The organism is Umezawaea sp. (genome assembly GCF_057122925.1).
Window position 1 is genome coordinate 38,857 of sequence record NZ_DBNGPQ010000019.1, and the last position, 26,541, is coordinate 65,397.

23 protein-coding genes are annotated in these 26,541 nt (G+C 72.3%); 7 read left to right on the forward strand and 16 right to left on the reverse strand.

Features of this window, described 5'->3' with window-relative positions; genetic code table 11:
• Positions 1-112: 112 nt before the first annotated feature.
• The 4 genes from AC156L_RS02970 to AC156L_RS02985 form a co-directional block, all read right to left on the reverse strand.
• Positions 113-1,240 carry a hypothetical protein gene (locus AC156L_RS02970; protein ID WP_330874756.1) on the reverse strand — a complete coding sequence of 376 codons (1,128 nt, stop codon included), beginning with the start codon at positions 1,238-1,240 and terminating at the stop codon, positions 113-115.
• Between the two features lie 303 nt (positions 1,241-1,543).
• The gene (locus tag AC156L_RS02975) at positions 1,544-2,494 is read right to left on the reverse strand and encodes a pectate lyase family protein (protein ID WP_330874757.1); all 951 of its coding nucleotides are present in this window, start codon (positions 2,492-2,494) and stop codon (positions 1,544-1,546) included.
• Positions 2,495-2,639: 145 nt separating this feature from the next.
• Positions 2,640-3,791, reverse strand: coding sequence for an enolase C-terminal domain-like protein (locus tag AC156L_RS02980; protein ID WP_330874758.1), 1,152 nt, complete (start codon positions 3,789-3,791; stop codon positions 2,640-2,642).
• The gene (locus AC156L_RS02985; RefSeq protein WP_330874759.1) at positions 3,788-5,083 is read right to left on the reverse strand and encodes an ABC transporter substrate-binding protein; all 1,296 of its coding nucleotides are present in this window, start codon (positions 5,081-5,083) and stop codon (positions 3,788-3,790) included. Before AC156L_RS02985 ends, AC156L_RS02980 begins: the two co-directional genes overlap by 4 nt.
• A gap of 134 nt (positions 5,084-5,217) precedes the next feature.
• On the opposite strand from AC156L_RS02985, the gene AC156L_RS02990 reads away from it, so the two are divergent.
• Positions 5,218-6,234, forward strand: a complete 1,017-nt coding sequence (locus AC156L_RS02990) for an RNA-guided endonuclease TnpB family protein (RefSeq protein ID WP_330874760.1) — start codon at positions 5,218-5,220, stop codon at positions 6,232-6,234.
• A gap of 35 nt (positions 6,235-6,269) precedes the next feature.
• On the opposite strand, the gene AC156L_RS02995 is transcribed toward AC156L_RS02990, so the two are convergent.
• The 3 genes from AC156L_RS02995 to AC156L_RS03005 are packed head-to-tail and all read right to left on the reverse strand — an operon-like array spanning position 6,270 to position 10,245.
• On the reverse strand, positions 6,270-7,154 hold the full coding sequence (locus AC156L_RS02995) for a carbohydrate ABC transporter permease (RefSeq protein WP_330874761.1): 885 nt from the start codon (positions 7,152-7,154) through the stop codon (positions 6,270-6,272).
• Positions 7,151-8,071, reverse strand: a complete 921-nt coding sequence (locus AC156L_RS03000; RefSeq protein WP_330874762.1) for a carbohydrate ABC transporter permease — start codon at positions 8,069-8,071, stop codon at positions 7,151-7,153. The genes AC156L_RS02995 and AC156L_RS03000 overlap by 4 nt, the downstream gene beginning before the upstream one ends.
• Positions 8,068-10,245 carry a pectinesterase family protein gene (locus AC156L_RS03005; protein WP_330874763.1) on the reverse strand — a complete coding sequence of 726 codons (2,178 nt, stop codon included), beginning with the start codon at positions 10,243-10,245 and terminating at the stop codon, positions 8,068-8,070. Before AC156L_RS03005 ends, AC156L_RS03000 begins: the two co-directional genes overlap by 4 nt.
• A 432-nt stretch (positions 10,246-10,677) precedes the next feature.
• On the opposite strand from AC156L_RS03005, the gene AC156L_RS03010 reads away from it, so the two are divergent.
• A complete protein-coding gene (locus AC156L_RS03010; RefSeq protein WP_330874764.1) occupies positions 10,678-11,673 on the forward strand; it encodes a LacI family DNA-binding transcriptional regulator in 996 nt (331 codons plus the stop codon).
• A gap of 25 nt (positions 11,674-11,698) precedes the next feature.
• Here the strand turns inward: AC156L_RS03010 and AC156L_RS03015 are convergent, their stop codons facing one another.
• On the reverse strand, positions 11,699-13,525 hold the full coding sequence (locus tag AC156L_RS03015) for a SpoIIE family protein phosphatase (RefSeq protein WP_330874765.1): 1,827 nt from the start codon (positions 13,523-13,525) through the stop codon (positions 11,699-11,701).
• Between the two features lie 170 nt (positions 13,526-13,695).
• Between AC156L_RS03015 and AC156L_RS03020 the strand changes: the two genes are divergently transcribed.
• A complete protein-coding gene (locus AC156L_RS03020; protein WP_330874766.1) occupies positions 13,696-14,067 on the forward strand; it encodes an STAS domain-containing protein in 372 nt (123 codons plus the stop codon).
• A gap of 1 nt (position 14,068) precedes the next feature.
• On the opposite strand, the gene AC156L_RS03025 is transcribed toward AC156L_RS03020, so the two are convergent.
• On the reverse strand, positions 14,069-14,962 hold the full coding sequence (locus tag AC156L_RS03025) for an alpha/beta fold hydrolase (protein WP_330874767.1): 894 nt from the start codon (positions 14,960-14,962) through the stop codon (positions 14,069-14,071).
• Positions 14,963-15,077: 115 nt separating this feature from the next.
• Here AC156L_RS03025 and AC156L_RS03030 point away from each other — a divergent pair, with 115 nt between their 5' ends.
• Entirely contained in the window at positions 15,078-15,656 is a 579-nt protein-coding gene (locus AC156L_RS03030) for a TetR/AcrR family transcriptional regulator (RefSeq protein ID WP_330874768.1), read from the forward strand.
• 41 nt (positions 15,657-15,697) lie between these two features.
• Here the strand turns inward: AC156L_RS03030 and AC156L_RS03035 are convergent, their stop codons facing one another.
• The 4 genes from AC156L_RS03035 to AC156L_RS03050 form a co-directional block, all read right to left on the reverse strand.
• Entirely contained in the window at positions 15,698-16,696 is a 999-nt protein-coding gene (locus tag AC156L_RS03035) for an LCP family protein (protein WP_330874769.1), read from the reverse strand.
• Positions 16,693-17,196 (reverse strand): SigE family RNA polymerase sigma factor, encoded by a 504-nt coding sequence (locus AC156L_RS03040; RefSeq protein WP_330874770.1) that lies wholly within the window; start codon positions 17,194-17,196, stop codon positions 16,693-16,695. Before AC156L_RS03040 ends, AC156L_RS03035 begins: the two co-directional genes overlap by 4 nt.
• A 134-nt stretch (positions 17,197-17,330) precedes the next feature.
• Complete coding sequence (locus tag AC156L_RS03045) at positions 17,331-18,920, reverse strand: beta-1,3-glucanase family protein (RefSeq protein WP_330874771.1); 1,590 nt, start codon at positions 18,918-18,920, stop codon at positions 17,331-17,333.
• A 170-nt stretch (positions 18,921-19,090) separates the two neighbouring features.
• Positions 19,091-19,933 (reverse strand): helix-turn-helix transcriptional regulator, encoded by an 843-nt coding sequence (locus tag AC156L_RS03050; RefSeq protein ID WP_330874772.1) that lies wholly within the window; start codon positions 19,931-19,933, stop codon positions 19,091-19,093.
• 102 nt (positions 19,934-20,035) lie between these two features.
• Between AC156L_RS03050 and AC156L_RS03055 the strand changes: the two genes are divergently transcribed.
• Both AC156L_RS03055 and AC156L_RS03060 read left to right on the forward strand, forming a co-directional pair.
• Positions 20,036-21,034, forward strand: a complete 999-nt coding sequence (locus tag AC156L_RS03055; RefSeq protein ID WP_330874773.1) for an aldo/keto reductase — start codon at positions 20,036-20,038, stop codon at positions 21,032-21,034.
• Complete coding sequence (locus tag AC156L_RS03060) at positions 21,019-21,225, forward strand: hypothetical protein (protein WP_330874774.1); 207 nt, start codon at positions 21,019-21,021, stop codon at positions 21,223-21,225. The genes AC156L_RS03055 and AC156L_RS03060 overlap by 16 nt, the downstream gene beginning before the upstream one ends.
• A 3-nt stretch (positions 21,226-21,228) precedes the next feature.
• Here AC156L_RS03060 and AC156L_RS03065 read toward each other — a convergent pair whose 3' ends face one another.
• From AC156L_RS03065 to AC156L_RS03075, 3 genes are read right to left on the reverse strand one after another with little or no spacing between them, the layout of a single operon-like run.
• Positions 21,229-22,413 (reverse strand): hypothetical protein, encoded by a 1,185-nt coding sequence (locus tag AC156L_RS03065; protein WP_330874775.1) that lies wholly within the window; start codon positions 22,411-22,413, stop codon positions 21,229-21,231.
• Between the two features lie 20 nt (positions 22,414-22,433).
• Entirely contained in the window at positions 22,434-23,669 is a 1,236-nt protein-coding gene (locus AC156L_RS03070) for an FAD-binding protein (protein ID WP_330874776.1), read from the reverse strand.
• Positions 23,669-25,378: a glycoside hydrolase family 13 protein gene (locus AC156L_RS03075; RefSeq protein ID WP_330874777.1), complete on the reverse strand. Its 1,710-nt coding sequence runs from the start codon at positions 25,376-25,378 to the stop codon at positions 23,669-23,671. The genes AC156L_RS03070 and AC156L_RS03075 overlap by 1 nt, the downstream gene beginning before the upstream one ends.
• Before the next feature lie 156 nt (positions 25,379-25,534).
• On the opposite strand from AC156L_RS03075, the gene AC156L_RS03080 reads away from it, so the two are divergent.
• Positions 25,535-26,407, forward strand: a complete 873-nt coding sequence (locus tag AC156L_RS03080; RefSeq protein ID WP_484406564.1) for a hypothetical protein — start codon at positions 25,535-25,537, stop codon at positions 26,405-26,407.
• The last annotated feature ends 134 nt before the right edge of the window (positions 26,408-26,541 follow it).

Genomic DNA, 26,541 nt, shown 5'->3' on the forward strand with positions numbered 1-26,541 from the left:
GTGTTAGCGTTAACATGTTCGCCGTCAATACGTCATCTCGCCGTATCGCCGATTCCTCCGCGGGACCGATCGGTCGGGACCCGCGTGCGCCGCGGGTCCCGACACGGAATTCCTACCTCAGCGCGCAGGGCGCGAATCGTTCCAGGCCCTCGGGCTTCGCGGCGAGGCGGCCGATGGCCGTTTCGATGCGGTTGAGGGCTGCGACGCGCTTGTCCTCCAGCGGTCCGAGGATGGCGTTGTCGACGAAGTTCGCGCCGCCCTGTCCGGCGGTGTCGATCAACCGCTGGTTGGCCTCGGCGATCTGCTTGTCGAGGTTCTCCAGCTCCCTGGTCACCTCGGCCTGGGCACCCGCGGGCACCGCCGGGATGGCGTCCACCGGGCTCGGGCAGGCGATGGCCCCACCCGCGGCGGGCGCGCTCGACGTCGGCTGGGCGCCCGCGCTCGTCTCGGGGGCCTCCCCGCCCGCGTCGCCCAGCTCGCAGCGGGCGAACCGCTCCAGGCCCTCCGGCTTCGCGGCGAGGCGGCCGATGGCCGTTTCGATGCGGTTCAGCGCGGCGACGCGCTTGTCCTCCAGCGGTCCGAGGATGGCGTTGTCGACGAAGTTCGCGCCGCCCTGTCCGGCGGTGTCGACCAGTCGCTGGTTGGCCTCGGCGATCTGCTTGTCGAGGTTCTCCAACTCCTTGGTGACCTCGGCCTGGGCGCCCGCGGGGACGTCCGGGATGGCGTCGACCGGGCTGGGGCAGGCGATGGCCTGGTCACCGGCCTCGGGCGCGTCCGCCGCGCTGGTCGTGGTCGTGTTCGGCGGCGGTGCGGCCTGGCCCGGAGCGCCCAGCGCGCACGGGGCGAACCGCTCCAGGCCCTCGGGCTTGGCGGCCTGGCGGCCGATGGCGGTCTCGATGCGGTTGAGGGCGGCGACGCGCTTGTCCTCCAGCGGTCCGAGGATGGCGTTGTCGACGAAGTTCGCGCCGCCCTGTCCGGCGGTGTCGATCAACCGCTGGTTGGCCTCGGCGATCTGCTTGTCGAGGTTTCCCAGCTCCCGCGTGACCTCCGCCTGAGCGGCCGCGGGCACCGCCGGGATGGCGTCGACCGGACTCGGGCAGGAGATGACCTGCGCCGACCCGGTCCCGTCGCCGCCGCTGGCGAGCGCGGCGGCGGTGAGCGCCGTCGTGAGCGCGGCGATGCCGACGAGTCCTACCAGCGCGACACGACGTTTCTTGTGCTCGGGGAAGACGTGGGACATCGCAACACCTCACAGGGATCGGGGGGCCGCGCCGGTGCGAAACTTCCGGGGGTGGCGCAGATCGTTCTCGGTTCGTTGTGGAGTACGGACCGAAAATGCGACCGGTTCACCGTTGCCGAAACGTATCCGGGGAATCCCGTCTCCCACCGCCGTCGAATGCCGTCGAACAGCGGCCGTGAATCGTCGAAGGTCCCAGCTCAGAGCATGCGGGCGACCTGCTGGTACCGGACATTGTGAGCGTGCTACAACTGGGGGCGGGTGTGGGGACCGCCGCCGCGCAGTGGCCCCCACACCCTCCTCCGATCAGATCTTCCCGGTGCCCGCACCGCTGGTGACGCTCGACTTGACGCTGCTCGCCGCGTCCAGCGTGTAGGAGTACGGGATGGACTTCACGCTGCCACCGGCGTCACCCGAACCCGAGTTGACGAAGTGGTTGTTCCTGGCGACCAGGTTCGCCGCGGGAGAGCTGCCCTCGCCGCGGTGGAACGGGTCGTCGGTGTTCTCGAAGAAGTTGCCCTCGACCAGGACACCCGCTTCCTTCGTGGAGGCCACGCCGTAGGACGTCACGCCGCCGTAGAAGTTGTTGTACACGTGCACGGGGTTGCCGAAGCGCACCCGCGGGTGGCGCTGGTTGGTGCCGTCGAACCAGTTGTGGTGGTAGGTGACGCGCAGCTTGCCCGAGTCCTCGGACGCGTTGTCGTCGCTGTGGCCCAGCAGCATCGTCTTGTCGTGGCTGGAGAACTTGTTCCACGACACCGTGACGTAGTCCGAGGCGCGCTTGATGTCGAGAGCGCCGTCGTAGCCGTTGGAGAAGGAGTTGTGGTCCAGCCACACGCGCGTCGAGTACTGCACGTTGATCGCGTCGTCGTTCCAGTTCCGGAAGTTCACGTTGCGGACGATGACGTTCGAGGCGTTGGCGATGTTCAGACCGCTGCCCGTGATCGTCGCGCCGGAGCCGACACCGATGATCGTCTTGTTGGACGCCACCTTCGTCATGGACGACAGGGTGATCGTCCCCGAGACGCGGATGACGGCGGGGCTCGTCGACTTGGCCGCGTTGGTGAACGCCGTCGCGTCGCTCACGGTGACCGGCGGAGTGCTGCCGCCGCCGGTCGTGCCGCCGCCCTGGGTCGCCCAGCCCGCTAGATCGAACGGTGCGGCGTTCGCGGGCAGGGCCGCGGTCGCCGTGCCCACGAGGACGGCCGCGGCGAGCAGCGCCGCGCGCCACGGCTTCCTGGTGATGTTGGGGAACATTCGGTACCTCTCCTGGATTTCGGTGACCGTCGTCGTCGACGGTCGATCCCGCTTTCGGACAAGTGCTGGCGGCAGTTGTCGGCGGTCCAGTACTGGTATTTCTTTCCTCAGGATGGAAATCGTTCCCGGCAGGGACGATCCGCGATCACCACGAATCGACGACGTGGGTGGCGATGTGGTCGAGGTTCCAGTCGTCGCCCAGCCCCGGCAGGGTGGGCAGGGCGACGAGACCGTCCTCGTCCAACTCGTCCACGATCGAGTGCAGGTGCGGTGGGACCAGGTCGAAGTCGACGTGCGGGTGCAGCAGGCCCCGCTCGTACCACCGGCTCGCGTCGGAGGCGCCGAGCAGCGCCAGGCTCGCCGAGCCGTTGCCGTGGACCTCGCAGTCCACCCCGAACGACTCGGCCAGGTGCAGGACCTTGAGCACGGGCGTGATCCCCCCGCACCCGTTGGCGCCCGCCCGGAGGATGTCGCAGGCCCCGGAGGAGACCCACTCCGCGCGGGTCATGTGCTTGCCCCACGCCACCTCCGGGCCGATCACCGGGATGTCGAGCTGCTCGGCCAGCCAGCGGTACGACCCGACCGACGCCTCCTCCATGGGCTCCTCGAACCAGGAGAAGCCCAGCCGCTGCACGGCCCGGCCCAGCTCCAGCGCCTCGGTCCTGCGGTACCAGTGGTTCGCGTCCAGCATCAGCTCGACGTCGGGGCCGACGGCGTCGCGCACCGCCTCGCACGCCTCGACGTCCATCCGCACGCTGGGCGCGCCCGGCACCGGCGGCATCCAGGTGTGCAGCTTGATCGCCCGGTACCCCAGCCCCACCAGGCGCTTCGCGAACGCCGCGTAGTCCTGCGGCGTGGCGAGCCCGCCCGGCGTGGTGTCGCCGCACATCGTGCTGGCGTAGGCCGGAACCCGGTCGCGGGCACCGCCCAGCAGCTTCCACACCGGCAGGTCGACCCGGCGTCCGACGAGGTCCCAGAGCGCCTGGTCCACGTAGCCGAGCGCCCGGTCGGTGAACCCGCCGTGCGCGCCCCGCTGGCGGTGCGCCATCTCGCGCCAGAGCCGCTCCCGGTCCCACGGGTCCTGGTCGAGCAGCACCGGGCGGACGTGCTTGTCCAGCACGGCGGGCCGCACCTGGTCGGGCTGCACCTGGCAGTACCCGGTCACCCCGTCGGCGTCGGTGATCTCCAGCAGCGCCTCGCGCACCTCGTGCGGCTCGCTGGGGTGGCGGTGGCCCGCCTCGTCGACGGCGGTGTGCGCGGTGGTCGTGAACACCCGGACCCGGATCGACCTGATCACTTCCGCTGCTCCCATTCCTTCTGGGCGTTGGTCAGCTTCTCCGCGAGCCCCTTGAGGAAGTCCTGCGCGGACAGCTCCCCGAGCAGCACCTTCTGGTAGGCGGGCTCGCTGTCGGTCTTGGTGATCGAGGAGTACTCGGGCAGGTAGACCGGGGCGGGGACCAGCTTGGTGGCCGGGTCCTCCAGCACGCCCAGCGCCATCCGCACCGGCTGGTTGGCCTCGATCCACTTCTCCGACCGCACGTCGGTGTTGGCCGGGATCTGCCCCACCTTCTCGTTCCAGTAGCTGTTCGACTCCTGCGACACCAGGAACTCGACGAACTTCCAGGCCGCGTCGGTGTTCTTGCTCCCCTTGAAGACCGCGAACCCGTCGGTGGGGTTCGGCACGACGGTCTTCTTGCCCGACGGCCCCACCGGCAGGCTGATCGCGCCGACCTTGTCGGTGCCCAGCGCCTTGGTGACGTCGGAGTACGAGCCGAGGTTGTGGTGCATCATCGCGACCGAGCCACCGGTGAACTGGGCGACCATCTGCGTGTAGTTGTTGTTCACGTCCGCCTCGGGCGTGGCCTTCTTGTACAGCGAGGCGACCTTGCCCAGCAGTTCGGCGTTCGCGGGGTCGTCGACCGTGCTGGTCGTGCCCTCGAAGAACGACTCCACGCCGGAGTAGGCGTAGGTCTCGGTGAGGAGCTGGAACACCGAGCCCGCGCCGCCGCGGATCGTGTACCCGTAGCGGTTGGCGCCGAGGTCGGTCAGCTTCGTCGCCCGGTCGACCAGCTCGTCCCACGTGGTCGGCGGCGCCAGCCCCGCGGCCTCGAACCAGTCCTTGCGGAACCAGATCACGTCCAGGTTGCCCGACGAGGGGGCCGAGTACAGCTTGCCGTCCGGCGCGGTCTGCCGCACGGTCTCGACCAGGCTCGGCAGCAGCTTCCCCTTCAGCGGACCGGAGTCGACGCGCTCGTCGAGCGGTTCGAGCGCGTCCTGCCCGACCAGGTTCGCCAGGTACGACGTGGTCACACCACCGACGTCCGGCACCGACCCGCCCGCTATGGCGGTGTCGTACTTCTGCTGCACGGACGCGCTGGGGATGCCGACGTACTCGACCTCGATGGTCGGGTTCTTCGCCTCGAACCGCTTGATGAGCTCCTCGTAGATCGGCGTCCGTCCGGGTCCGCCGTTGTTGTCCCAGAACGTGATCGTGGCGTTGCCACCACCGCTGCCCCCGCCCGCGTCCGAACAGCCCGCGAGCGCGAGGCCGAGGGACAGGACGACCGCTGCCGCGCGACGGATTCTCATCGAAACCCCAATCGGTGGATACCCCGGTCTTCAAGCCGAGGAGGAGTCGATCTGCGGATGGTGCAGCTGGGTCCCGGGTCCGGAGTGGACGGGCGACACCGGTCGCCGCCGATGGGCCGGGTGGTCCGCGGGGCGTGTCGGGGGCGGTGGTGGAGCGTGCGCACCGCGACCGCCTCTACCCCGACCAGGAGCGAGCGGTGGGGTCGTCGCGGACGTTCGGCTGCGTCCGGCTGGTCTGCAACCGGGCGTTGGAGGTCCGCACCACCGCGTGGAGCCAGGAGCGGCGGCGGGTCGGTTGCGGCGACACGTCGGCGTCGATCACCGCGGGGAAGCGGACCGACGAACTCGGTGTTCCGAACGAGGTGTCCCCGCTGCCGTCGCAGCAGTGCCCGCGGCACCAGCAGGTGGCCGTGTCGCGGGACCCGGCCGGTCGGTGGCACGCGTCGATGCTGGTCGAGACCAGCATCGGCCACCTCGCACCGCTGACGACCGCGATCGGCGTCGACGCCGGGCTCACGCCCCTGCTGACCCCGTCCACCGGGGAGGCGATCGCCAACCCGAGGCAGGAGCGCCGCGAGCGGGTGGCGTCGGCCCGTGCGCGACGGGACCCGGCTCGCGAGGCCAAGGGCTCCGACAACCGGGACGAGGCTCGCACCGCGGTGGCCCGCGTGCACGCCCGGATCGCCGGCAGGCGGCGGGATCCGCCGCGCAGGCCGACCGCTCGACTCGTTCGTGGGAACCCGGCGATCGTGGTCGAGGACCTCGCGGTCCGCAACACGGTCCGCAACCGCTCCTCGGCCCGCGCCATCAGCGACGCGTCCTGGTCGGGGGTCCGGTCCGTGCTGACCCGCGAAGCCGCCTGGTGCGGCCGCACGGTGATCGCGGTGGACCGGTGGCACCCCTCCGGCAAGACCTGCTCGCGATGCCGGCGCGTGCTCGACACGCCGCCTTCGGGCGTGCGGGAGTGGACCTGTCCCGGTCGCGGTGAGGTCCACGACCGGGACGTCACCGCCGCACGGGACATCCCGGCCGCCGGACGGGCGGTCGCTGCCCGCGGGGACGGAGTCGGACCGAACCGGTGCCAGTGGTCGGTGGGGCATCTGTCGGAACCTCCCTTCCGGGGGAGAGGAAACAGGAACCGTTCGCTGTGAGGGGATGGGAATCCCCGCCTTTCCGGGGGAGGACGTCAACCCTTGACCGCCCCTGCGCTCAGTCCCTGCACCAGGAACCGCTGGACGACGGCGAACACGAGCACGACCGGCACCGCGGCGACCACGCCGCCCGCCGCCAGCGCCCCGAAGTCGGTGTTGAACTCGCCGAGCGCGTAGCTGAGCCCGACCGGCAGGGTGAACTTGTCCTGCCTGCTCGCGAACATCAGCGCGAACAGGAAGTTGTTCCACGCCCCGATGAACGCGAACGACCCGACGGCGACCAGCGCGGGCCGCAGCAGGGGCAGGGTGATCGCGAAGAACGCGCGCGGCCTGGAGCAGCCGTCGACCATCGCGGCCTCCTCCAGCTCCACCGGGATGTTGCGCACGAACCCGCTCATCAGGATCAGCGCCAGCGGGAGCTGGAAGGCGGTGTCGGCGATGATCAGGCCGGTGAGGCTGTTGAGCAGACCCGCGTTCTTGAAGATCACGAACAGCGGGATGAGCATCATCGCGCCGGGGACGAACTGGGTGCACAGCAGCGCGAGCAGGAACACCCGCTGGCCGCGGAACCGGAAGCGCGCCAGCGCGTAGCCGCCCATCAGCGCCAGCACGCTCACCACGCCGAGCGTGCCGACGGCCACGACGAGGCTGTTGGCGAAGAACACCCCGAACCCGAGGCCGTTCCACACCGTGTCGAAGTGCTCGAACGTGATCGGCCACGGCACCAGCGCCGTCGACCCGGTGGGGCGGAAGGCGAAGACGAGCATCCAGTAGAACGGCACCAGCGTGAACAGCAGGTACAGGCCCAGCGGCAGGTACAGCCGCCAGCTCCGGCCCGGCTCGCCGCGGCGCTTCGGGCGCGGCGGGGTGTTCCGGCTGGGCGGGTCGACCTCGACCCGCCTGATGAGGGTCTCGGTCATCGTCGGCTCCCGAACTTGGACACCCGCAGGTAGAGGATCGAGAAGAACAGCAGGATCACGAAGCCCACGACCGTCAGCGCCGAGCCGTAGCCGAAGTCGTGGGAGTCCACGGCCTTGCGCGCGACGTACAGCGGCAGCGTGGTCGTCTGGTTGGCGGGACCGCCGCCGGTGAGGGTGTAGATCAGGTCGACGTTGTTGAACTCCCACACCGCGCGCAGCAGCGTGGACAGCACGATCGCGTCGCGCAGGTGGGGGAGCGTGACGCTGAGGAACCGCTGCCACCGGTTCGCGCCGTCCACGGACGCCGCCTCGTAGAGGTCCTTCGGGATCGTCTGGAGGTCGGCGAGCAGCAGGATGGCGAAGAACGGCACACCGCGCCACAGCTCGGCGACCACCGTGGCGGCGAAGACCGTGTCCGGGTTGCCCAGCACCGACGTGCCGTGGTCGCCGATCCCGAGGTTCGCCAGCTCCTGGAACACCCCGGTGGACGGGTTGTACAGCAGGATCCAGATGCCGGTGGTCAGCACGCCGGACACCGCCCACGGGGAGAACACCAGCGACCGCGCCACGGCCCGGCCGATGAAGGTCTCGTTGACGATCAGCGCGAGCGCGAGGCCCAGCAGGAGTTGCAGCCCGACCTGCACGACGACCCACTTGGCGCTGAACAGCAGGCTCTGCCAGAACAGCGGGTCGTCGGTGAGCATCCGGTGGAAGTTGTCCAGCCCGGCGAAGCCGTTCTTCCACGGCTGCGTCACGTTGTAGCGCTGGAGGCTGTAGTAGACGACGCTGCCGATCGGGTAGACCAGGAACGCCGCGAGCACGGCCACCGTCGGCAGGATCAGCGCGTACGGCGCCCACTCGCGCCGCTTGCGGCGGCGCGGCGGTGTCGGCAGCGGCCGGGTCGCCAGTGCCGTCACGAGGGGTTCCACCCGTCGGTGCCCGCGAGGTAGGTCCGCACGGTGTGGCGGGCGGCGTCGGCCTCGGAGAGCTGCGGCCGGTCGGTGCCGGTGCCCGCGCCGGGTCCGGTGTTGCGGAACTCGGCGAAGCGGGCGTCGCGCCAGGAGAAGCCGGACATGTCGGTCCACGGCGCGGTCTTGACCGCGGCGGGCAGCACGGTGTCGCGGACGACGACCTGGGCGACGGCGTCGACGTCGCCGCCGGGGTGCCACGGCCTGCCCAGGTAGTAGGTGCGGGACTTCGCGGTGCTCACCACCGTGCTGTCGACGATGAGGAAGCCGAACGGGTTGTCGCGGCGGGTGCTGGCGGCGGTGAGGTAGCCGTTCGGGTCGCCGCCCCGGTCCAGCGCGGTGATGGTGGCGCGGTCGAAGACGGCGGTCGCGCGGCCGAACAGGAAGTCCACGTCGCCGCTGATCGAGCAGTTCCGGTAGTACTGCCGCGCCCGCGTGCCGACGGCCGGGGTGTCGGCGTAGAGGGTGTCCTGGTGGCCGAGGAAGGTCACGCGGTCGAACAGCATCCGGTCGCCGGTGGCCTTCACCGCGACGGCCTGCGTGGCGGTGATCTCCGGGTGCTTCGCGCGGTCGAACGAGTTGCGGAACGTCAGGTCGCGGGCGGTGAAGTCGGTGGCCGCCAGCGTCGCCGTGGCGCTGCCGGTCGTGCCGTAGGTGCTGCCGTCCGGCTTCCTGGTGCCGCTCGCGTTGTCGTAGTCGATGACCACGTCGGACGCCCGGCCGGTGGAGCCGCGCAGCACGAGGCCCTTCTTGCTCGCGGGCACGGTGATCACCTCGCGGTAGACGCCCGGCTGGAGGGTGATCACCGCCCCGGCGGGGGCGGCGTCGATCGCCGACTGCACGGTCGCGAAGGAGCCGACGCCCTCGACCGAGACACCGGGGGGCCGGGCACCCGCCCGGAGGTGGGCGATCCGGTGCGCGGGTTCCAGCCCCCGGTCCAGCGCGGGCGTCCAGCCCGCGTCGGTGCCCAGCGCGGCGGTCGGGTTCGCGGCGTTGAACGCGGCCAGGAGGCTGGTCGGCCTGCCGTCGACGAGCGTCCCGCGCTCGGTCATCGCGGTGCCGCCCCAGTTGTGCACGGCCCGCTCGGGCCTCGCCCCGCCGCGGAACCGGAAGTGGTTGTTCTGCGCGTACAGCGCGGAGTTCACGCCGACGCCCCAGCTGTAGACGTGGTGCTCGCGCGGCTCGTAGAGGTTGTTGTAGACGTGGACCTGGCCGAACCGCACCCTGGGCGCGCGTTCGCCGACGTCGCGGAAGACGTTGTGGTGCACCGACACGCGCAGCTTGCCGGGGTCGGTGGTCGAGGTGTTCGAGGACCCGATGAGCATCGTCTTGGCGTGGTCGGTGAAGAGGTTGCGCGACGCGGTGACCAGGTCGGAGCCGGTGGTGATGTCGAGCTGGCCGTCGTGGACCTGGTAGGGGCGTCCGAAGTGGACCGGTGCCGCGCTGTCCGGGTTCGGCTGGTCGGTGAAGGTGTTGCCGTCGACCCACACGTGCGTGGCCCGTTGCAGCGACACCGAGTCGTACAGCGAGTTCCAGTTGCCGGGGGCCTCGCCGGGGGAGTTGTCGTTCGGGTCCCACCGGGGGAAGCAGTCGGCGGTGTCGCGGAAGGTCAGGTTGCGGATGATCACGTTGTCCGCGCCGTGGACGCGCAGGCTGCCGCCGGTGATCCCGGCGCCCCCGCCCAGTCCGACGATCGTGGTGTTCGAGGTGACGGTCAGGCCGATCGTGGCGCCCTGCTTGGCCGCCGACGCGGCGCGGGCGTCCTCCAGCGGCCCGGACGGGTCCTGGTCGCGACCCCAGACGGCCGGGTCGTACGCCGCCAGGTAGGCCTCCCGCGTGTAGCCGTCGACCGCGTGGTCCTCGCAGGTCAGGGGAGTGCCGTCGGCGGCGGTGTCGGCGTCGACCACCCCGGCGACGTAGACGATCTTCGGCTCGGTGTCGGCCAGCGCGGCGACGAGTTCGGCCCGGTTCCGGACGGTGTGCACGTGCTCCGCCGTCGCCGCCGAGCCGCCGGTGGTGCCCGTCCCGCTGGACGCCCAGCCGTCCCCGGCGGGCAGCACCTGCCTGCCGAGGTCGGGTCCCGACGCGTTCGCGGCGGGCACGGCCACCGCTAACGCGCTCATCGTGGACAACACGAGCGCACATCTCCTCAACCGCATGGCGGTGTGCCTTTCCTGGTCGTGACAGAGGTCTGGACAACTCATTCCTGAGTTGTTCGGACCGGGGTTGATTCATGGATATGAACGCCGTCCAGACTGGTGAAACGAATATTACGAATGCGTGTGCTTTGCGTCAATGAATTGAGTCTCGATTCAGAGGTATTCGATTTTTCGACAATTCATTCGACGCCATTCGAATCGAAGTCCGTCGAACGCGTTCAGCGGGTCGGTTCCGCCCGCGGGGCCGGGCGTCCGTCAGGGTGAAACCGTCTCGTGGGCGTGCCGCCGCTTCCCAATGGGGGCTTACGGTCGTGCCGGGTCGAGCCGTAGCCTTCGGTAGACCAATCACTGGGTACTCACCGGTAGCGAGGGGCGCGCGTGGTCACGATCGCCGATGTGGCGCGACATGCCGGCGTCGCGCCGAGCACCGTGTCCTACGTCCTCACGGGCAGGCGGTCGATCTCGGCCGCGACCAAGGAACGGGTGCGCGCCAGCGTCCGGCTGCTCGGGTACCGCTCCTCGACGCCCACCCGCACCCCGACCGGTGCGGCGGCGGGCGTGCTGGCGATGGTCCTCCCGCTGCGGGACGGCATGAACATGCCCGTGGTGACGCAGTTCGTCATCGCGGTCGCCAGCGCCGCGCGGCGGCACGGGCAGGACGTGCTGCTGCTGACGGCCGACGAGGGCGCCGACGGGGTGCGGCGGATCGCCGACAGCGGCCGGGTCGACGGGCTGATCGTGATGGACGTCGAGATGCACGACGACCGCGTGCCGGTGCTGCTCGAACTCGCCAGGCCCACCGTCCTCATCGGCGTGCCCGCCGACGCCACCGGACTCACCTGCGTGGACCTGGACTTCGCGGCGGCGGGCGCGCTGGGCGTCGACCACCTCGCTGACCTCGGCCACCGCAACCTCGCGCTGCTGGGCGCGCCCAGATCGGTCTACCGCAGGGACACCGGGTTCGCCCACCGCACGACGGCGGGCTTCAGCGCGGCGGCCATGCGGCGCGGCATCGCGATCACCACGTCACCGGTCGAGCACGACGCCCCGTCCGTGCGGCGGTTCGTCACCGAGCTGCTCCGCGACCACCCGTCGGTCACGGGTCTGGTGGTGCACAACGAGACCGCGCTGCCTCTGGTGGTCGAGTCCCTGCGCTCGCTCGGCCGCCGCATCCCCGAGGACGTCGCCGTGGTCGCGCTGTGCCCGGACGACGTCGCCGAGCGGACCAGCCCTCCGCTGACGTCGGTCAACATCCCGGCGGACGAACTCGGGCACGAGGCGGTGGCGCTGCTGCGCCGCAAGCTCGACGGGGAACCGGTGCCCGCGCTCACCCTGCTGCCGCCGAGGCTGACCGACCGGGCCAGCGCCGAACGCGGACCGCTCGCCCCGTAGCGCCCTCGGACCGATCGGTCCGACGTCACACGCCGATCGCGAGCACCGCCACGTCGTCGTCGGCCTGGCCGGGCGGCACGAGTTCGGCGATGACGGTGTCCACGACGGCGCGCGGAGGTTTGCCCGCGAGGGTCGCGAGCAGGGCGCACAGGTCCGCGACCGAGTCGTCGTAGTCGAGGTCGCGCCGTTCCACGAGCCCGTCGGTGTGCAGCAGGACGGTGCTGCCCGGCTCCAGCACCACCCGGTGGTCCGCGCGCGGCCCCGACCGGAAGTCGGGGAAGCCGAACAGCATGTCGTGGCCGCGCAGCAGGTCCACGGTGCCGTCCGGGCGGACCAGGACCGGCTCCGGGTGGCCCGCGTTGCTGTAGTCCATCGTCCACCGGCCGGAGCCGTCGGCGTGCGGGGTGAGGTGGACGTGCACCAGGGTGCCGTGGGCGGGCACCGGGATGCCCGCGAGCGCCGACTCCAGCGCCTCCACCGCCTTGGCGGGACCGGCGACGGGCAGGCACCACGCCGCCTGGCGGAGCATGCTGCGCACCTGGCCCATCAACGTCGACGCGTGCACGTCGTGGCCGGTGATGTCGCCGACCGTGACCGCGACCGTCCTGCCGCCGGGCAGCGGGATCGCGTCGTACCAGTCGCCGCCGACGGCTTCGTCCACATCGGACGGCAGGTAGGCCGCGGCCGTCGTCAGCCCCGGCACCTCGGGCAGCGGCGAGAGCATCGCCTCCTGGAGTTCGCGGGCCACGCCGACGCGGCGCTCGATGAGGCGCACGCGTTCGAGCGCCTGGCCCGTGTAGGCGGCGATCGTCGTGATCACCTCGCGCTCGCCCGCGTCGAGCGGGTGCGGTCCGTCCCAGCCGAACACCAGCGCGCCCACCACCTCGCGCATCCCCACCAGCGGGGCGCAGGCCGTGGCGTGCAGGCCCATCCTGCGGTAGAGGTCGACGGTCTCGGGCGGGAAGTCCTCCGCGAGCGCGTCCGGGTCGGAGTAGCAGACGAGCCTGCGCTCCCGCACCGCCTTGGCCGTGACCAGCGGGGCGTCCAGCCCGTAGCTCTCGTACTCGCCGACGGCGAGGTCGAGGGGCAGCCGGGGGTCGGCGACCCGCCGCAGCCCGCCGTGCCGCTCGGTGATCACCAGGCCGACGTAGGTCGGGGCGCTGTCACCGGACACGAGGTCGCTGACCTGGTGCCGGATCTGCTCCAGCGTCCGCGCGCTGGCCAGCGACTGCGCGGCGGTGAGCAGGATCTGGTTGCGGTCGTGCGCGACGTCGAGCATGGCCGACAGTTCGAGGGTGCGGTCGCGCTCCCGCGTGTGGTGGCGGGTCGCGAGCCGCAGCCGCAGCTCGGTCGTGCACATCGCGGCGAGGTCCGCGAGCGTGGCCAGCTCGTCGTCGGTCCACTCCCTGGGCTCGGTGTCGATCGCGCACAGCGAGCCGAGCACGTCGCCGTCGAGCGAGGTCAGCGGCATCCCCGCGTAGGCGACGACTCCCAGGTCCTGCACGGCGGGGTTGTCGCGCACCCGCTCCGACGCGCGCGCGTCGGCTATCACGAGCGGTTGTCCGTCGGCGACGACGTGCCTGCAGAACGAGTGCGACAGCGGGGTCTCGCGCGCCGTGGCCCACGGCTCGGCCAGACCCGCGAGGCCGGGGAGGACCTGCCGGTCCCGCTCGACCAGCGACACGAGCGCCACCGGCACCCGGAGCTGCACCCGGACCATGGCGGCGAACCGCTCCATCACCGAGTCCGAGGTCGTCGACAGACCGGTGTCGTGCAACGCCCTGAGGCGCTCCGGGTCCCGCAGCGCGGCCGTCGCGGCGTCCGGTGGCGGCTGGCCGGACCGATCCCCCACGTGACCCTCCTGCTCACCCGGCGCCGGCGCGCCCGGTGCGGGTTCCACGATAGTTCGGTGGGGGAGCCCGCACTCCCGGTGCCCATCGCTGGCCCGGACCGGCGGTGAGTCCCGCCACGCGCGGTGGCGCACGGCGTGCGAGCGGGCCAGACCGGTACTAGGTTCGGGGAATGGGGACCGAACAGGCTGGAACGGCCGAGAACGAGACGATCACCGGCAGCCAGGAGGTCCGCGACGAGGCCGTGCTGGTGACCGTGAAGGGTGAGGTGGACGTCGCCACCGCGCCCAGGCTGCGCGGCTGGCTGGAGCAGGCGTTCGCCGCGAAGAAGGCCTCGGTCGTGCTCGACCTCACCGGGGTGGAGTTCTTCGGCTCCGTCGGGCTCGCCATCCTGGTCGAGTTCCACGGCCGCGGTGAGCTGGAGGGCGTCGAGCTGCGCACGGTGGCTCCCGCCCGCGCCGTGGCGGGTCCGCTCTACCTCACGACGCTGGACAAGGTGCTCAAGCTCTACCCCGACACCGCTGGGGCGCTCACCGCGAGCTGAGTCACCGCAGGAACTCCAGGAGCGCGTCGAGCAGCGCGTCGGGAGCCTCCTCCGGCACGTAGTGCCCCGCGCCGGGCAGCACCACCCCGGTCACGTCGTCGGCCACGGCCCGCATGGTCCGCTCGACCTCCTCCGCGGACGCGTGTTCACCGCCGATCGCGAGCACCGGCACCGCGAGCCTCGCCCGCCGGGTCCTCTCGACGACCTGGGGGCCGCTCCGCTCGCTGCGGTAGAACTCGAAGCTCGCGCGCAGCGCGGCCGGGTCGCGCAGCACGTCCACGTAGACGTCCACGGCCTCCTGGGGGATCGCCTCCGGTGAGGCCGCCTTGGACGCGAACTGGTGTCCGAAGTAGACCTCCTCGCGGCCCGCGACCATCCGCTCGTTGACCTCCGCGAGCCGGTTGAACGCGAAGTGCCAGAGGTGCTCGTTGGTCGCCGGGTCCATCAGCAGCGGCGGTGACGGAGTGACGCCGGGCAGGATCGCCTCGGCGACGGCCAGCGACGTGACCCGCTCGGGGTGGTCGGCGGCCAGCACGTAGCCGATCATCATGCCCACGTCGTACCCGACGACCGCGAACCGCTCGTGCCCCAGCGCGGTCATCAGCGCCGCCGCGTCCGAGGCCAGCGTGGCGGCGTCGTACCCGGTCGCGGGCTTGTCCGAGGCGCCGGTGCCGCGCGGGTCGGCGGCGATCACCGTGAAGCGGTCGGCCAGCGCGGGCATGACCAGCCGGAAGCCGTACCAGAACTGGGGCCAGCCCGGCAGCAGGAGCAGCGGCGGGCCGTCGCCGCCGACGACCGCGTGCAGGGTGGTGCCGTCGACCGCGACGAACTCGCTGCGGAACCGCTCGGTGAAGCCCTCGGGGAGGTGGGGCACGCCGGTCACGTCGTGGGGCACGGGGTCTCCTGTCCGGTTCGAGCGGATACTTCATCCGCTGCTGGGCCGAACCGTAGCACGGAAACGGATAGTTCATCCTTTAGGTTGAGGTATCCGCTCCCGGTAGCGTGGGCGCGTGACGTCCGGTCGAGTGTCCGAACCGCCGCGCAGGGCGGACTCGCTGCGCATCCGCGCCCGCCTGCTCGACGAGGCCAGGCTGATGCTCGTCGAGAACGGGGTCCCGTTGCAGCTCAACGACCTCGCCCGCCGGGCGGGCGTCGGCGTGGGCACCGTGTACCGCCACTTCGCCACCAGCCAGGCCCTCGTCGAGGCCCTGGCGGTCCTGCGGTTCCAGGGCCTGCTCGACGCGGCTCGGCTCGCCACCACCGAGCCCGACCCGTGGACCGCCATCGAATCGGTGCTGCGCGAGCAGGTGCGGCTGGAGGTCGAGCACGCCGAGGTCCGAGAGGTCCTCGCGGCCACCTTCGACACCCACCCGGAGATCGCGGCGGCCAAGGCCGAGCTGGAGTCGATCACCACGGCCCTGCTGGTGGCGGCGCGCGCGGCGGGCGTGGTGCGCGCCGACCTCGACGCCTGCGACCTGCGCAGGCTGATGTGCGGGGTCGGGTACGCGGCGACCATCGGCGACGATGACCCGTCCACGTCGGCGGAGCTGTACCTGCGGGTGGTGTGCGCGGGGATCCGGACCGGCTGACCGGGGCCGCGGGGTGGTCGGGCCACCCCGCGGCCACCCGGCTAGTTCACGCAGCCGTCGGACGGCGGGCCGGGCTGGTCCGGCGCGTGGGGTGCGTCGGACAGGAACCCGGCGACGAACGCGCGCACCGCTGCCGGGTCCAGGGGGAGCGCGACAACGTTCCCGACGTCGGTAGCGGGCCCGTGCGGCACGGTGGCCGTGGTGATGCCCGCGTTCGGGGTCAGGGTCGACACGAACGCGAGCAGGTTCCAGGCCGGGTCGGTGCGGACGCCGGTCCCGAGCGCGTCGAGCACCGCGGCGACCCTGTCCGGGTCGCGCAGGACGGCCGGGTCGAGGAGCTTGGCGGTCAGCGACCGCAGGAACACCTGCTGCCGGACCACCCGGTCCAGGTCGCCGTTCGGCAGGCCGTGGCGCTGGCGCAGGAACGCGAGCGCCTGGTCACCGGACACGGTCGACCGGCCCGCGGGCAGGTTCGCCCCGGAGAGGTCGTCCGACGCGGCGGCCGTGAGGCAGACCTCGACGCCACCCACGACCGTGCTGACCGCGGCCACGGCCGCCAGGTCGACGGTCGCGTAGTGGTCCACGTGCGCGCCCGTCACGGCCTCGACCGTCCGCACGAGGTCCTGGGGCTCGCCCACCTCACCCGCGACGTAGGCGGAGTTCAGCTTGCCCGCGCCCCGGCCGGGGATGTCGACCCACGAGTCGCGGGGGAGCGAGACCGCGTCGACCGACCCGTCCAGGCCGACGCGGGCGAGCACCACCGAGTCGGTGCGGCCGGTGTCGTCCAGGCCCGCCAGCAGCACGGTCCTGGGCTCGATGGGCGCCGCGGCCTCCAGCTTCTCGGTGCGGGTGGGGGAGGACGGCGCCAGGACCACCGCCGTGGCGACGGCGGCGGCCGTGAGCACGGTCGCGGACAGCAGGGCCAGCGGGCGGCGGCGGGACTGCCTGGCGCTCAGCGCGGCCCGCACGGCCCGCGAATCGACCGCCTCGGCGGCCTCGGCGGCGATGGCCTCGCGGATGAGGGCTTCCTGCTCGGTCATCGCAGCACCTCCGACGGGCTGGTCTCGTTGACGCGCAGCGTGTGCAGGGCGCGGGAGAGGTGGCTGCGCACGGTGCCCTCGGTGCAGCCGAGGACCTGGCCGATCTCGGTGGTCGTGGCGTCCTCGTAGTAGCGCAGGACGAGCGCCGCCCGCTGCTTGTGCGGGAGGACGGCGATCCGCGCGCGCATGGCGTCCCGCTCGGCGTGCCGCACAGCCGGATCGGGCACGGCGGGCGACAGCTCGTCGAGGGTGGCGTGCGTGGTGGACACGTCGCGGCGCGCGCGGCGGCGGCGCCAGGACAGGTACTCGTTGGTCACCATCCGCCGCACGTAGAGGTACGGCGCGTCCAGCACGCCGATGCGGCCCCACCGGGACCGGGCGCGCACCAGCACGTCCTGCACGATGTCCTGCGCGAGGTGCTTGTCGCAGGTGAGGGCGGTGGCGTAGCGCAAGAGCCGATCTAGACGATCGGCGACGAACTGGTCGTAGCCGTCCCGCACGTCGTCCCCTTCTGTCGAGGTGGTTGCGTTGCGGTCGGGAAACTCCTCGACCGGGTCGCAACGTTGAACCACCTCGCGGTGACGTGCGTCACCAGGCTGGGTGAGGGGGCCGGTGGCCCGACCCCCTCATCCTGTCAGCCGCGGTGCCACTTCTGGTTGGCGCCGCCGACGCAGTCCCAGATGTGCAGGACGGCGTCGTTGTTCGGGTTCCACTCGGCGATGTCGAGGCACTTGTTCGACTGCGGGTTCACCAGGTCGCCCGCTCCGCTGAGCACCCACTGCTGGGCGGCGTTGCCGCTGCACGTGGCGATCTGCACGGCGGCGCCGTTGGTGACCGCGCCCCACGCCACGTCCATGCACTTGTTGTTCTCCGTGCGCACGGTGCCGTCGACGAACTGCCACCTCTGGTTCGTGCCACCCGTGCAGTCCCACACGATGAGGCGCTGGCCGTCGTTGAAGTTCCAGTTCGGCACGTCGACGCACTTGCCGTGCCAGTTGCTGACGATGCTGTTGCCGGTCGGCTGCGGACCCCCGCCGCCCGCGCCGAACGGGGTGAGCACGATGCCCGCCGCGCGCGGGTCGCCGTCGTGGACCAGGGACTCCTGGGCCTGCACGTCGTCGAACGCGAACCCGTAGGCCTTGCCGTCCACCATGTTCTGGTGGATGATCCGCGAGTAGTGGTCGGTCAGCGAACCCTGGTAGAAGTCGCCGGGGCCGCCGCCGGGCTGGGTGTCGATCCGGCCCAGGGTGGAGCGGTGCAGCGCCGCGCACAGGGTGCGGGCGATCGGGCCGACCACCTGGTCGTTGGGCGCGTGCAGGTTGCCGTCGCAGCCCCACACGTGGGCCGTGGTGGGCTTCTGGAACGACGCCACCTGCTGGCCCGAGGTGTTGGTGAAGTTCATCGTGGTGCCGGACGTGCGGCCGAAGAACTTGATGTTCGGCTGGTCGCCGAACGGCACGACGGTGAGCGTCTTGCCCGAGTACGCGCCCCAGGCCTGGTCGATGTAGGGCTGGAGGTAGTTGGCGTCCATCAGCCCGGCGCCCGCCGCCTTGCTCGGGGCGAGCACGCGCAGCACGGTCCCGTCGGACCTCGTCACGACCGAGTTGCCGAAGCCCGCCTGGTTGCGGACGGCGTTGATCACGGTGTCGCGGCCGTTGCCGACCAGGTCGCCGGTCCGCTTGGTGGCACCGTTGGCACCGGTCACCGTGACCGCGTGCGGCACGGCGAACTGGTCGACCTGCGAGCTGTTGAGCCAGAGGCCGGCGTCGTTGTAGGTGAACTCGCTCCAGTCGAACAGGATGTTCTTGTTGGCGTCGCCCGCCCAGGGCGCGGGCTGGACGAAGCCGTCCGGGGTGAGCGAGAGCTTCAGCTTCTCGCCGAAGGACATGTAGACGCGGCCGGAGATGAACCGCGGCACGCGCACGGTCACGTTGCCGCCGTTGCCGGGGCCCGCGATGGACACGTCCGGGGCGGGCGTCGGGGGGAGACCGCCCGCGGGCCACGGCGTGAAGCCGCCGCCCTGGTTGACGTAGCCGAGCCGCCCGTTGCGGATGTCGGTGCCCAGGACGTACAGGTACACCGCGTCGGAACGGCCGCTGTTGTTGGTGACGGTGAGGGGGAGCAGGTCGGGGCCGATGGCCGCCGCCGGTCTGGCGACGAGGGCGACGGAGGCCGCCACGGCGAGCGCGGTGAGCGCGCTCAACCACTTCGTTGTGGTGCGCAAGGAATCTCCTCGGTGACGCGGGCAGGGACCGCTTCCCGGTGAGGTGGGGGGACCGCCGCCGGGAGGCGAGGAAGGACGGTGCGCCACCGCCGACCACCGTCGGTGGAAGCGCTCTCACAGCGTCCGGCCCAGCCTGGATCCGTGTCAAGTGGACGTGAGCCCACTAGGGGTTACGAAACTGTTGCGTCTCGGTGCCAGCTCGCCAGCAGCGGCAGCACCTTGGCCGTGGGCGAGTCGGGCTGCACGGTGTAGACGATCAGCTGCTGGTCCGGCTCCTGCGGCGCGGACACGATCTCGATGTCGAACGCCAGGTCGCCGCCGACCGGGTGGCGGATCAGCTTCGCCACCGACGCGTGGTCGCGCACCTGGTGGTCGGCCCACCAGCGGGCCGCGTCCGGTTCGGCGGCCCGCAGCTCGTCGATCAGCGCGGTGAGCCTTCCGTCCTGCGGCCTGCGCGCGACCTCGCGGCGCAGCGTGGCCACCGTGTTCGAGGCGAAGTACGGCCAGTTGACGATCCGCTCCCGCGCCAGCGGGTCCAGGAAGAGGAAGCGGGCCAGCGACGAGCCCGGCGCCAGGTCGTAGAGCACGGCGCTGAACAGGGCGTTGGTGGCCAGCACGTCGGTGCGCTGGCCCAGCAGCAGCACCGGGAGGTGGTCGAGGGCCGACATGATCCGCAGCAGGCCCGGATCGGCCCGCTGCACCGGTACGACCGTGGTCGCCCGCCGCCGCGCCGTCGGCTCGGCCAGGTCGACCAGGTGGGCGCGCTCGACGTCGGACAACCGCAGCGCCCTGGCCAGCCCGTCGAGCACGGCGGTCGAGATGTTCGCCTGCCGCCCCTGTTCGAGCCTGCTGTAGTAGTCCGGGCTCAGGCCCGCGAGCACCGCCAACTCCTCCTTGCGCAGGCCGGGGACCCGCCGCGGGCCGGGGAACGGCTCGATCCCCGCCTGCGCGGGCGTCAGCCGGTCGCGCCGCGAGCGGAGGAACGCGCCCAGCTCGGCTCTGTCCTGTGCCACGCCACCCACTCTACGAACCCGGTCCCGGTCCTGCCTGGTCATGCCGTGCCCGGGTTGGACGGGAGCTGGTGGGCCGTCGAGCACGGGCGCAGGGTGGGACCCATGCAGACACGAACTCTCGGTGCGCAGGGCCTGACCGTTTCCGCGTTGGGACTGGGCACGATGGGCATGACCATGGCCTACGGTCCCGGCGGTGACCGCGCCGACGGCATCGCCACGATCCGCCGCGCGCACGAGCTCGGCATCACCTTCATCGACACCGCCGAGCTGTACGGCATGGGCGAGGGCACCAGCGAGGCGCTCGTCGGCGAGGCCGTCGAGGGCTTCCGCGACGAGGTGGTGCTGGCGACCAAGTTCGGCTTCGACCTCAGCGACCCCGCCACCGTCGGCGCCGCGCTGAACAGCAGGCCCGAGCACATCCGCGAGGTGGCCGAGGAGAGCCTGCGGCTCCTGCGCACCGACCACATCGACGTGTTCTACCAGCACCGCGTCGACCCGGCCGTGCCGATCGAGGACGTCGCCGGAGCCGTCGGCGAGCTGGTGGCGGCGGGCAAGGTCCTCTACTTCGGGCTCTCCGAGGCCGGGCCGGAGACCATCCGCCGCGCGCACGCCACGCACCCCGTCTCGGTGCTCCAGACCGAGTACTCCGTCTTCGAGCGCGAGGTGGAGGACGAGGTCCTGCCGCTGGTGCGCGACCTCGGCATCGGCTTTGTGCCGTACTCGCCGCTCGGCCGCGGCTTCCTCACGTCGGCCGTGAAGCCGGGAGCGGAGTACCCCGAGGGCGACATGCGCCGCTTCGACGCCCGCTGGCAGGGCGACAACTACACGGCGAACGTCGCGGCCACGGCCCGCCTGACCGAACTCGCCGCGGCCAAGGGCGCCACGGTGACCCAGCTGGCGCTGGCGTGGCTGCTCGCCCAGGACGAGCACCTCGTGCCCATCCCCGGCACCCGCAGCACGACCAGGCTGGCCGAGAACGCCGCCGCCGTCGACCTGGTGCTCACGCCCGCCGACCTCGACCTGGTCCGCGAGATCCTGCCGCACGGCGCGTACGGCGACCGCTACCCGGCCTTCCTGCGCGACGCGTGGGCGAGCGCGTGAGCTTCGGCGCGACCACCGCGGCGGCCGGGGGAGTGGCGGGTGGCGACCTGTGTCCGGGACCCGTGGTCGACCGGGCAGGCGCGGAGACCGCCCGCGTCGCGGTCGACGTCACCGCCACCACGGGTCGCCGCGGTGCGCGGGTGGCGGCGCTCGACCTCGCCCCGGTCGACGCGTTCACGGCCGCGCGCTGAGGGTCAGTCCCGCGCCAGCTCGCGGAACACGCCGACCACGCGCCGGGCGACGGCCTCGACGTACGGGACGAACACGGCGGGGTCCGCGTAGTCGGTCATCGGGATCTCGACGTCGTCCGCCTCGAAGTGGTACCGCTGCCGGTAGGTCACGATGTCCGGGAACAGCATGTCGGCGAACTCCTCCACGCTCCACATCAGCCACGAGTGGCGGCGGGCCATGCCGTTGGCGATCTCGCTGCTCGTGGCGGTCGCGAACCGGTAGTCGCCCCGCCAGCCCGGCGTGAGCACCAGGCGGTCGTAGAGGTAGAGGTCGTACCACCAGTCGCCCTGCCACAGGTGGTCCACGGGGATGTCCGGCGGCCTGCTCAGCCGCTGGACGCCCGGCAGGCCCTTCCAGGAGAACTCGACCCACCAGCCGTCCAGGTGCACCGGGGGCTGGTCCTCGATCCGCTGGATGCCCGGCCTGCCCGCCTTGTCGAGCGCGGCGGTGGTCGCGTCGACCGCGTCGACCACCGTGCGCACGGCGGCCTCGCGGGCGCGCCGGTTGACGACCGACTCCCGCAGCCCCGCCCACCACTCGTCGACGTCGCCGACCAGCGCGACCACCTCCCCCGGCCACTCGGCGGGCGCTCCGCCGTCGGCCGCGAGCTGCCTCGGCGTCCGCCCGCCGGGCAGCACCTGGTCGGCGACGGCGTGCCTGCGCTGCCACGCCTGGAACCGGCCCTCGGCCAGCCGCCACGCCCGTGCGCGCCGCTCCCGCTCCTCCTCGGCCTCGCGGCGCCGGGTCTCCTCCTGCTCGGCGAGCCGGTCCTCGACGGCCTTCCGCACCGGCTGGTAGCGCGCGGTCGCCGCCGAGACCCTGTCCTCGAAGGACGTTCGGGCCTCCGCGAGCCGCGCCGCGGCCCACCGGCTCACCAGCGGCGTGCGCCGCCACCTCGCCGTCCGCGCGGCGACCCGGTCCAGCTCGGCCGCCGCCGCGGCGACCTCCTCGACGTACGCGGTCGCCGCGGCGGACCACCCGTCGGTCTCGGCCTCGGTCGCCTGCGGGTCGACCGGGTGCCCGGACGCGCCGTCGCCCAGGGCTTTCCGCACGGCGCCCGTGCGCCAGTCGTCCTCTTCGGGGAACCAGTAGACGGTGACCGGGACGGTGTGGGCGAGGTGGTGGCGCCACGACATCTTCGAGGCCATGCCTCGATGATGTCGGAAACTCAGCCGGGGAAGTAGTGGTCGACCACCTCGTTGCGGAACTTCCCCCCTGGGTCGAGGCCGTCGCGCAGCGCGGCGAACCGGGACCAGTGCTCGTACCGGTCGGCGGGAGCGGTCTCGTGCAGCTTCCCCCAGTGCGGCCGGACGGAGTACGGCGCCAGCGCCCGCTCGATCAGCGTCAGCACCGGGCGCACCGCGTGCGCGTCCGGCACCCAGGTGAAGTGGAACGCCGTGCTCGCCCTGCCCTGGAACGGGCTCAGCCAGTACGGGTCCGCGTCGACGGTGCGGATCTCCGACACCAGCAGCACCGGCGAGATCACCGGGCCCAGCTCCTTGAGCGCCCGCAGCGCTCCCTCCGTGTGCTCCCGCGCCACGGCGTACTCCGACTGGAGCTCGTCGCCCGCGCTCGGGGTGAACTCGGCGCGGAAGTGCGGCAGCCGCGCGTGCCACGGCCCCGGCTCGCCGTGCTGCCGGGTGCAGAACTCGGGCGAGGCACCGGGGATCGGGTGCCGCCCGCCGGTCGCCTCGCGCGCGCCCGTCCAGCCGAGGTCGGCAGGGGCGTCCGAGGTGCGGCGCTTCACCCACGGGGAGAACGACTCCCGCCAGTCGGTGAACACGCTGATGCTGTACGCCTGCGCGAACAGCTCCGCCGACCGCTCGGCGAGCACCTCGAACGGCAGGCCCTCGTGCACGCGCTGCTCCACCTCGAACGCGGGCACCACGTCGAGGTCGACGCTCGTGACGACCCCGAGCGACCCGAACGACACGACCGCCCCGTCGAAGCGGTCGTCGCCGCGCGCCAGCGTGGTGGTGCCCCCGTCCGCCGTGATCAGGTCCAGCGACCGGACCGCGCTCGCCAGCGACCCGTTGCGGTCGCCGGACCCGTGGGTCGCGGTGGCGACGGCGCCCGCGACGGTGATGTGCGGCAGCGACGGGAGGTTGTGCAGCGCCAGGCCCTCCGCGTCCAGCAGGGTCGCCACCTCGGCGAGCCGCAGGCCCGCCCCGACCCGCGCCGACCTCCGGTCCGCCGACACCTCCACCGAGGCGGGCAGGTCCCGCAGGGTGATCAGCGTCCCGGTGGTGTCCGCGATCCGGCTGAACGAGTGCCCCGCGCCCAGCACGTGCGCCTTCCCGGCGGTCGCCACGACCTCGCGCAACCGCTCGGCGGTCGTCGGCGCCTCCACGTGCTCGGCGGAGAAGACGACGTTGCCCGCCCAGTTCCTCGCCCCGGTCGTCATCACTGCCCTCCGGTCAGGTCGAGCACGAGCGCGGCCCACGGCTGGAGGGTCGCGCGGCCCGCGGTCAGCGAGTGCCCCGCGGTGTTGGTCAGGACGACGGCCGCGTCCGCCCACTCGGGGGCCAGGTCCACGGTCTGCTCGGTGCCGTGCAGGTTCGCCAGGACCAGGAGCCGGGTGTCGTCCAGCCGCCGTTCGTAGGCGTAGACGTGCGGGTGGTCGGCCAGCAGCATGGTGAAGTCGCCCAGCGCGACCACGGCGCGGGTGTGGCGCAGCTCGACGAGCCGCCGGTAGTGGTGGAACACCGAGTCGGGGTCGTCGTACTGCGCCGCCGCGTTGAGCCAGGTGTGGTTCGGGTTGACGGCGATCCACGGGGTGCCGCTGGTGAACCCGGCCGCGTGGCCCGCGGTCCACTGCACCGGGGTGCGGGCGTTGTCGCGGCCCATCGCGCGCAGCGCCGCCAGGACCGCCTCCGGGTCCTGGCCCGCCTCCACGGCGCGCTGGTGGTGGTTGAGCGACTCCACGTCGCGCAGGTCGTCCACGCCCGCGAACGGGGCGTTGGTCATCCCCAGCTCCTCGCCCTGGTAGACGTACGGCGTGCCCCGGTGCAGGTGCAGCACGGTGGCCAGCGCCGTCGCCGAGACGGGCGAGCCGTCGCCGAAGCGCGACACCACCCTGGGCTGGTCGTGGTTGTTCCAGTACAGGCTGTTCCACCCGGTCTCGCCGAGCGCGGTCTGCCAGCGGCCCAGCGACGCCTTGAGGTCGCGCAGGTCCAGCGGCTTGGGGTCGAACTTGCCGCCCGGCCCGTGGTCGAGCGAGACGTGCTCGAACTGGAACACCATGTCCACCTCGCCCCGCTCGGGATCGGTGAACAGGCGCGCGTCCTGCCACGTGACGCCGGGCATCTCGCCCACGGTCAGGAAGTCGCCGGTCCGGCCCGCGAACACCTCGCGGCGCATCTCCTGGAGGAACTCGTGCACGCGGGGGCCGGTCGCGAAGTGCGCGAAGCCGTTGCCGAGCCCGCCGGTGCCGGTCGTGGGCCCGTCGGGCAGCGCGGGGTCCTTGGAGATGAAGTTGATGACGTCCATCCGGAAGCCGTCGACGCCCCGGTCGAGCCACCACCGCATCATCTCGTGCACGGCCGCGCGCACCTCGGGGTTCTCCCAGTTGAGGTCCGGCTGCTTGCGGTCGAACAGGTGCAGGTAGTACTCGCCGGTGGTCTCGTCGAGCGTCCACGTCGGCCCGGAGAAGAACGACTCCCAGTTCGTCGGCTCGGCACCCGGCTCGCCCGCCGTGAAGCCCTCGCGCGCGGGCCGCCACCAGTACCAGTCGCGCTTCGGGTTGTCGGTGCTGGAGCGCGACTCCACGAACCACGGGTGCTCGTCGGAGGTGTGGTTGACGACCAGGTCCATGACCAGCCGCATCCCGCGCTCGTGGACCTCCGCCAGCAGCCGGTCGAAGTCCTCCAGCGTGCCGAAGACCGGGTCGACGGCCTGGTAGTCCGAGATGTCGTAGCCGTTGTCGGCCTGCGGCGAGAGGTAGATCGGCGACAGCCAGACCACGTCGACGCCGAGCCGCTGGAGGTGGTCCAACCGGGACGTGATGCCGACGAGGTCGCCGACCCCGTCACCCGTCGAGTCCGCGAAGCTGCGCGGGTAGACCTGGTAGACGACGGCGGACGTCCACCACGGGGCGGTTGGCCGGTCGGTCATCGGGCTCCTCTCGTCGGCCGCGCGGGTCGGCTCCCGCGCTCGGCCTCCATCCTGGCTTCCCGGTGGACCGTACGGGGTGGGGTGGATCAGCACCGGCCGCCCTCGCCCTATGTCGACTGACTCGACATGTCGAGTCAGTCGACATAGGGTGGCGGCATGGACGACGACCTCGAACCAGCACGCGTCGCGGCACTGGCCGCGCTCATCGGGTGGGCCGACCGGCGGGAACGCCTGTCGGCCGACCGCGCCGACCTCGTGGCGGCGGCGTGGCGCACCGGCACCCGGAACGTCGCCGAACTCGCCCGGCTGGCCCGCGTCTCCCGCGACACCGTCTACGCCGACCTCGCCGCCCGCGACGTCGCCGTCGGCGACCGCGCCGCGGACCGGGCCGGCCCGCTCGCGGGCCGGGGGTCGCCGCTGCGGGCCGACTCCGTGCGGGCGGTCGGGCAGGTGGCCGACGCCGTCACGCGGCCCGCGTTCGGCCACGACCCCGCCGACCCCGTCACCCGTGCCGCCCACGTGGCCTCGGGCGTGCTGGAGCTGGTCGCGGACGTGCTGGACCCGCCGACCGACCAGGGGCCGGGCTGGACCCGGCCGGAACTGCTGCGCGACCTGGCCGACCGGGGCGGCGACCTGACCCACCACGCCCTGCGCGCGCTGGCTGGCGCGGGGGAGCGGGAGCGGCTCGTGGCGGACGCCGACCTGCGCCGCCGCTCGGTCCTGCACTCGGGGCGGCACGCCGTCGCGGACGGCGCCGTCGTGACCCTGACGACGCCGACCGGCGCGACGACCACCCTGGAGGTCGGTGCCGACGGCACCGGCTGGACCACCCTGGGCGGTCCGCTGCTGTCGGGTGACGTGGACGCGCTGGACCACCTGGAGGTCCGCGCCGCGCTGGACGTCCTGGCGCGGGTCGCCACGCGTCACCTCGCGGAGTCCGCGAAGACCGGGCGGCGCCGGGACGCCCTGCCGGGCGGTCCGCCGCCGCGGCAGCGCGTCACGCCGAGCAACGAGGACGACGCGCGGTAGGGCCCAGGGTGTGATGACGAACATGTTCGCTCCGTACTTGTTCGGAACGAACATGTTCGTTAGCTTCGTGGCAGGACGCCGGTCCACTCGGAGCCGCCTCACGGCACCGGGCGGCGATCGTGGACGGAGAACAC

Coding starts and splice junctions, on each gene's coding strand:
- AC156L_RS03080 (WP_484406564.1), top strand. CDS start 25,535: ATGGACGACGACCTCGAACCAGCACGCGTCGCGGCACTGGCCGCGCTC.
- AC156L_RS03005 (WP_330874763.1), bottom strand. CDS start 10,245: ATGAGCGCGTTAGCGGTGGCCGTGCCCGCCGCGAACGCGTCGGGACCC.
- AC156L_RS03035 (WP_330874769.1), bottom strand. CDS start 16,696: ATGACCGAGCAGGAAGCCCTCATCCGCGAGGCCATCGCCGCCGAGGCC.
- AC156L_RS03065 (WP_330874775.1), bottom strand. CDS start 22,413: ATGGCCTCGAAGATGTCGTGGCGCCACCACCTCGCCCACACCGTCCCG.
- AC156L_RS02970 (WP_330874756.1), bottom strand. CDS start 1,240: ATGTCCCACGTCTTCCCCGAGCACAAGAAACGTCGTGTCGCGCTGGTA.
- AC156L_RS02985 (WP_330874759.1), bottom strand. CDS start 5,083: ATGAGAATCCGTCGCGCGGCAGCGGTCGTCCTGTCCCTCGGCCTCGCG.
- AC156L_RS03075 (WP_330874777.1), bottom strand. CDS start 25,378: ATGACCGACCGGCCAACCGCCCCGTGGTGGACGTCCGCCGTCGTCTAC.
- AC156L_RS03070 (WP_330874776.1), bottom strand. CDS start 23,669: ATGACGACCGGGGCGAGGAACTGGGCGGGCAACGTCGTCTTCTCCGCC.
- AC156L_RS02995 (WP_330874761.1), bottom strand. CDS start 7,154: ATGACCGAGACCCTCATCAGGCGGGTCGAGGTCGACCCGCCCAGCCGG.
- AC156L_RS03055 (WP_330874773.1), top strand. CDS start 20,036: ATGCAGACACGAACTCTCGGTGCGCAGGGCCTGACCGTTTCCGCGTTG.
- AC156L_RS03020 (WP_330874766.1), top strand. CDS start 13,696: ATGGGGACCGAACAGGCTGGAACGGCCGAGAACGAGACGATCACCGGC.
- AC156L_RS02975 (WP_330874757.1), bottom strand. CDS start 2,494: ATGTTCCCCAACATCACCAGGAAGCCGTGGCGCGCGGCGCTGCTCGCC.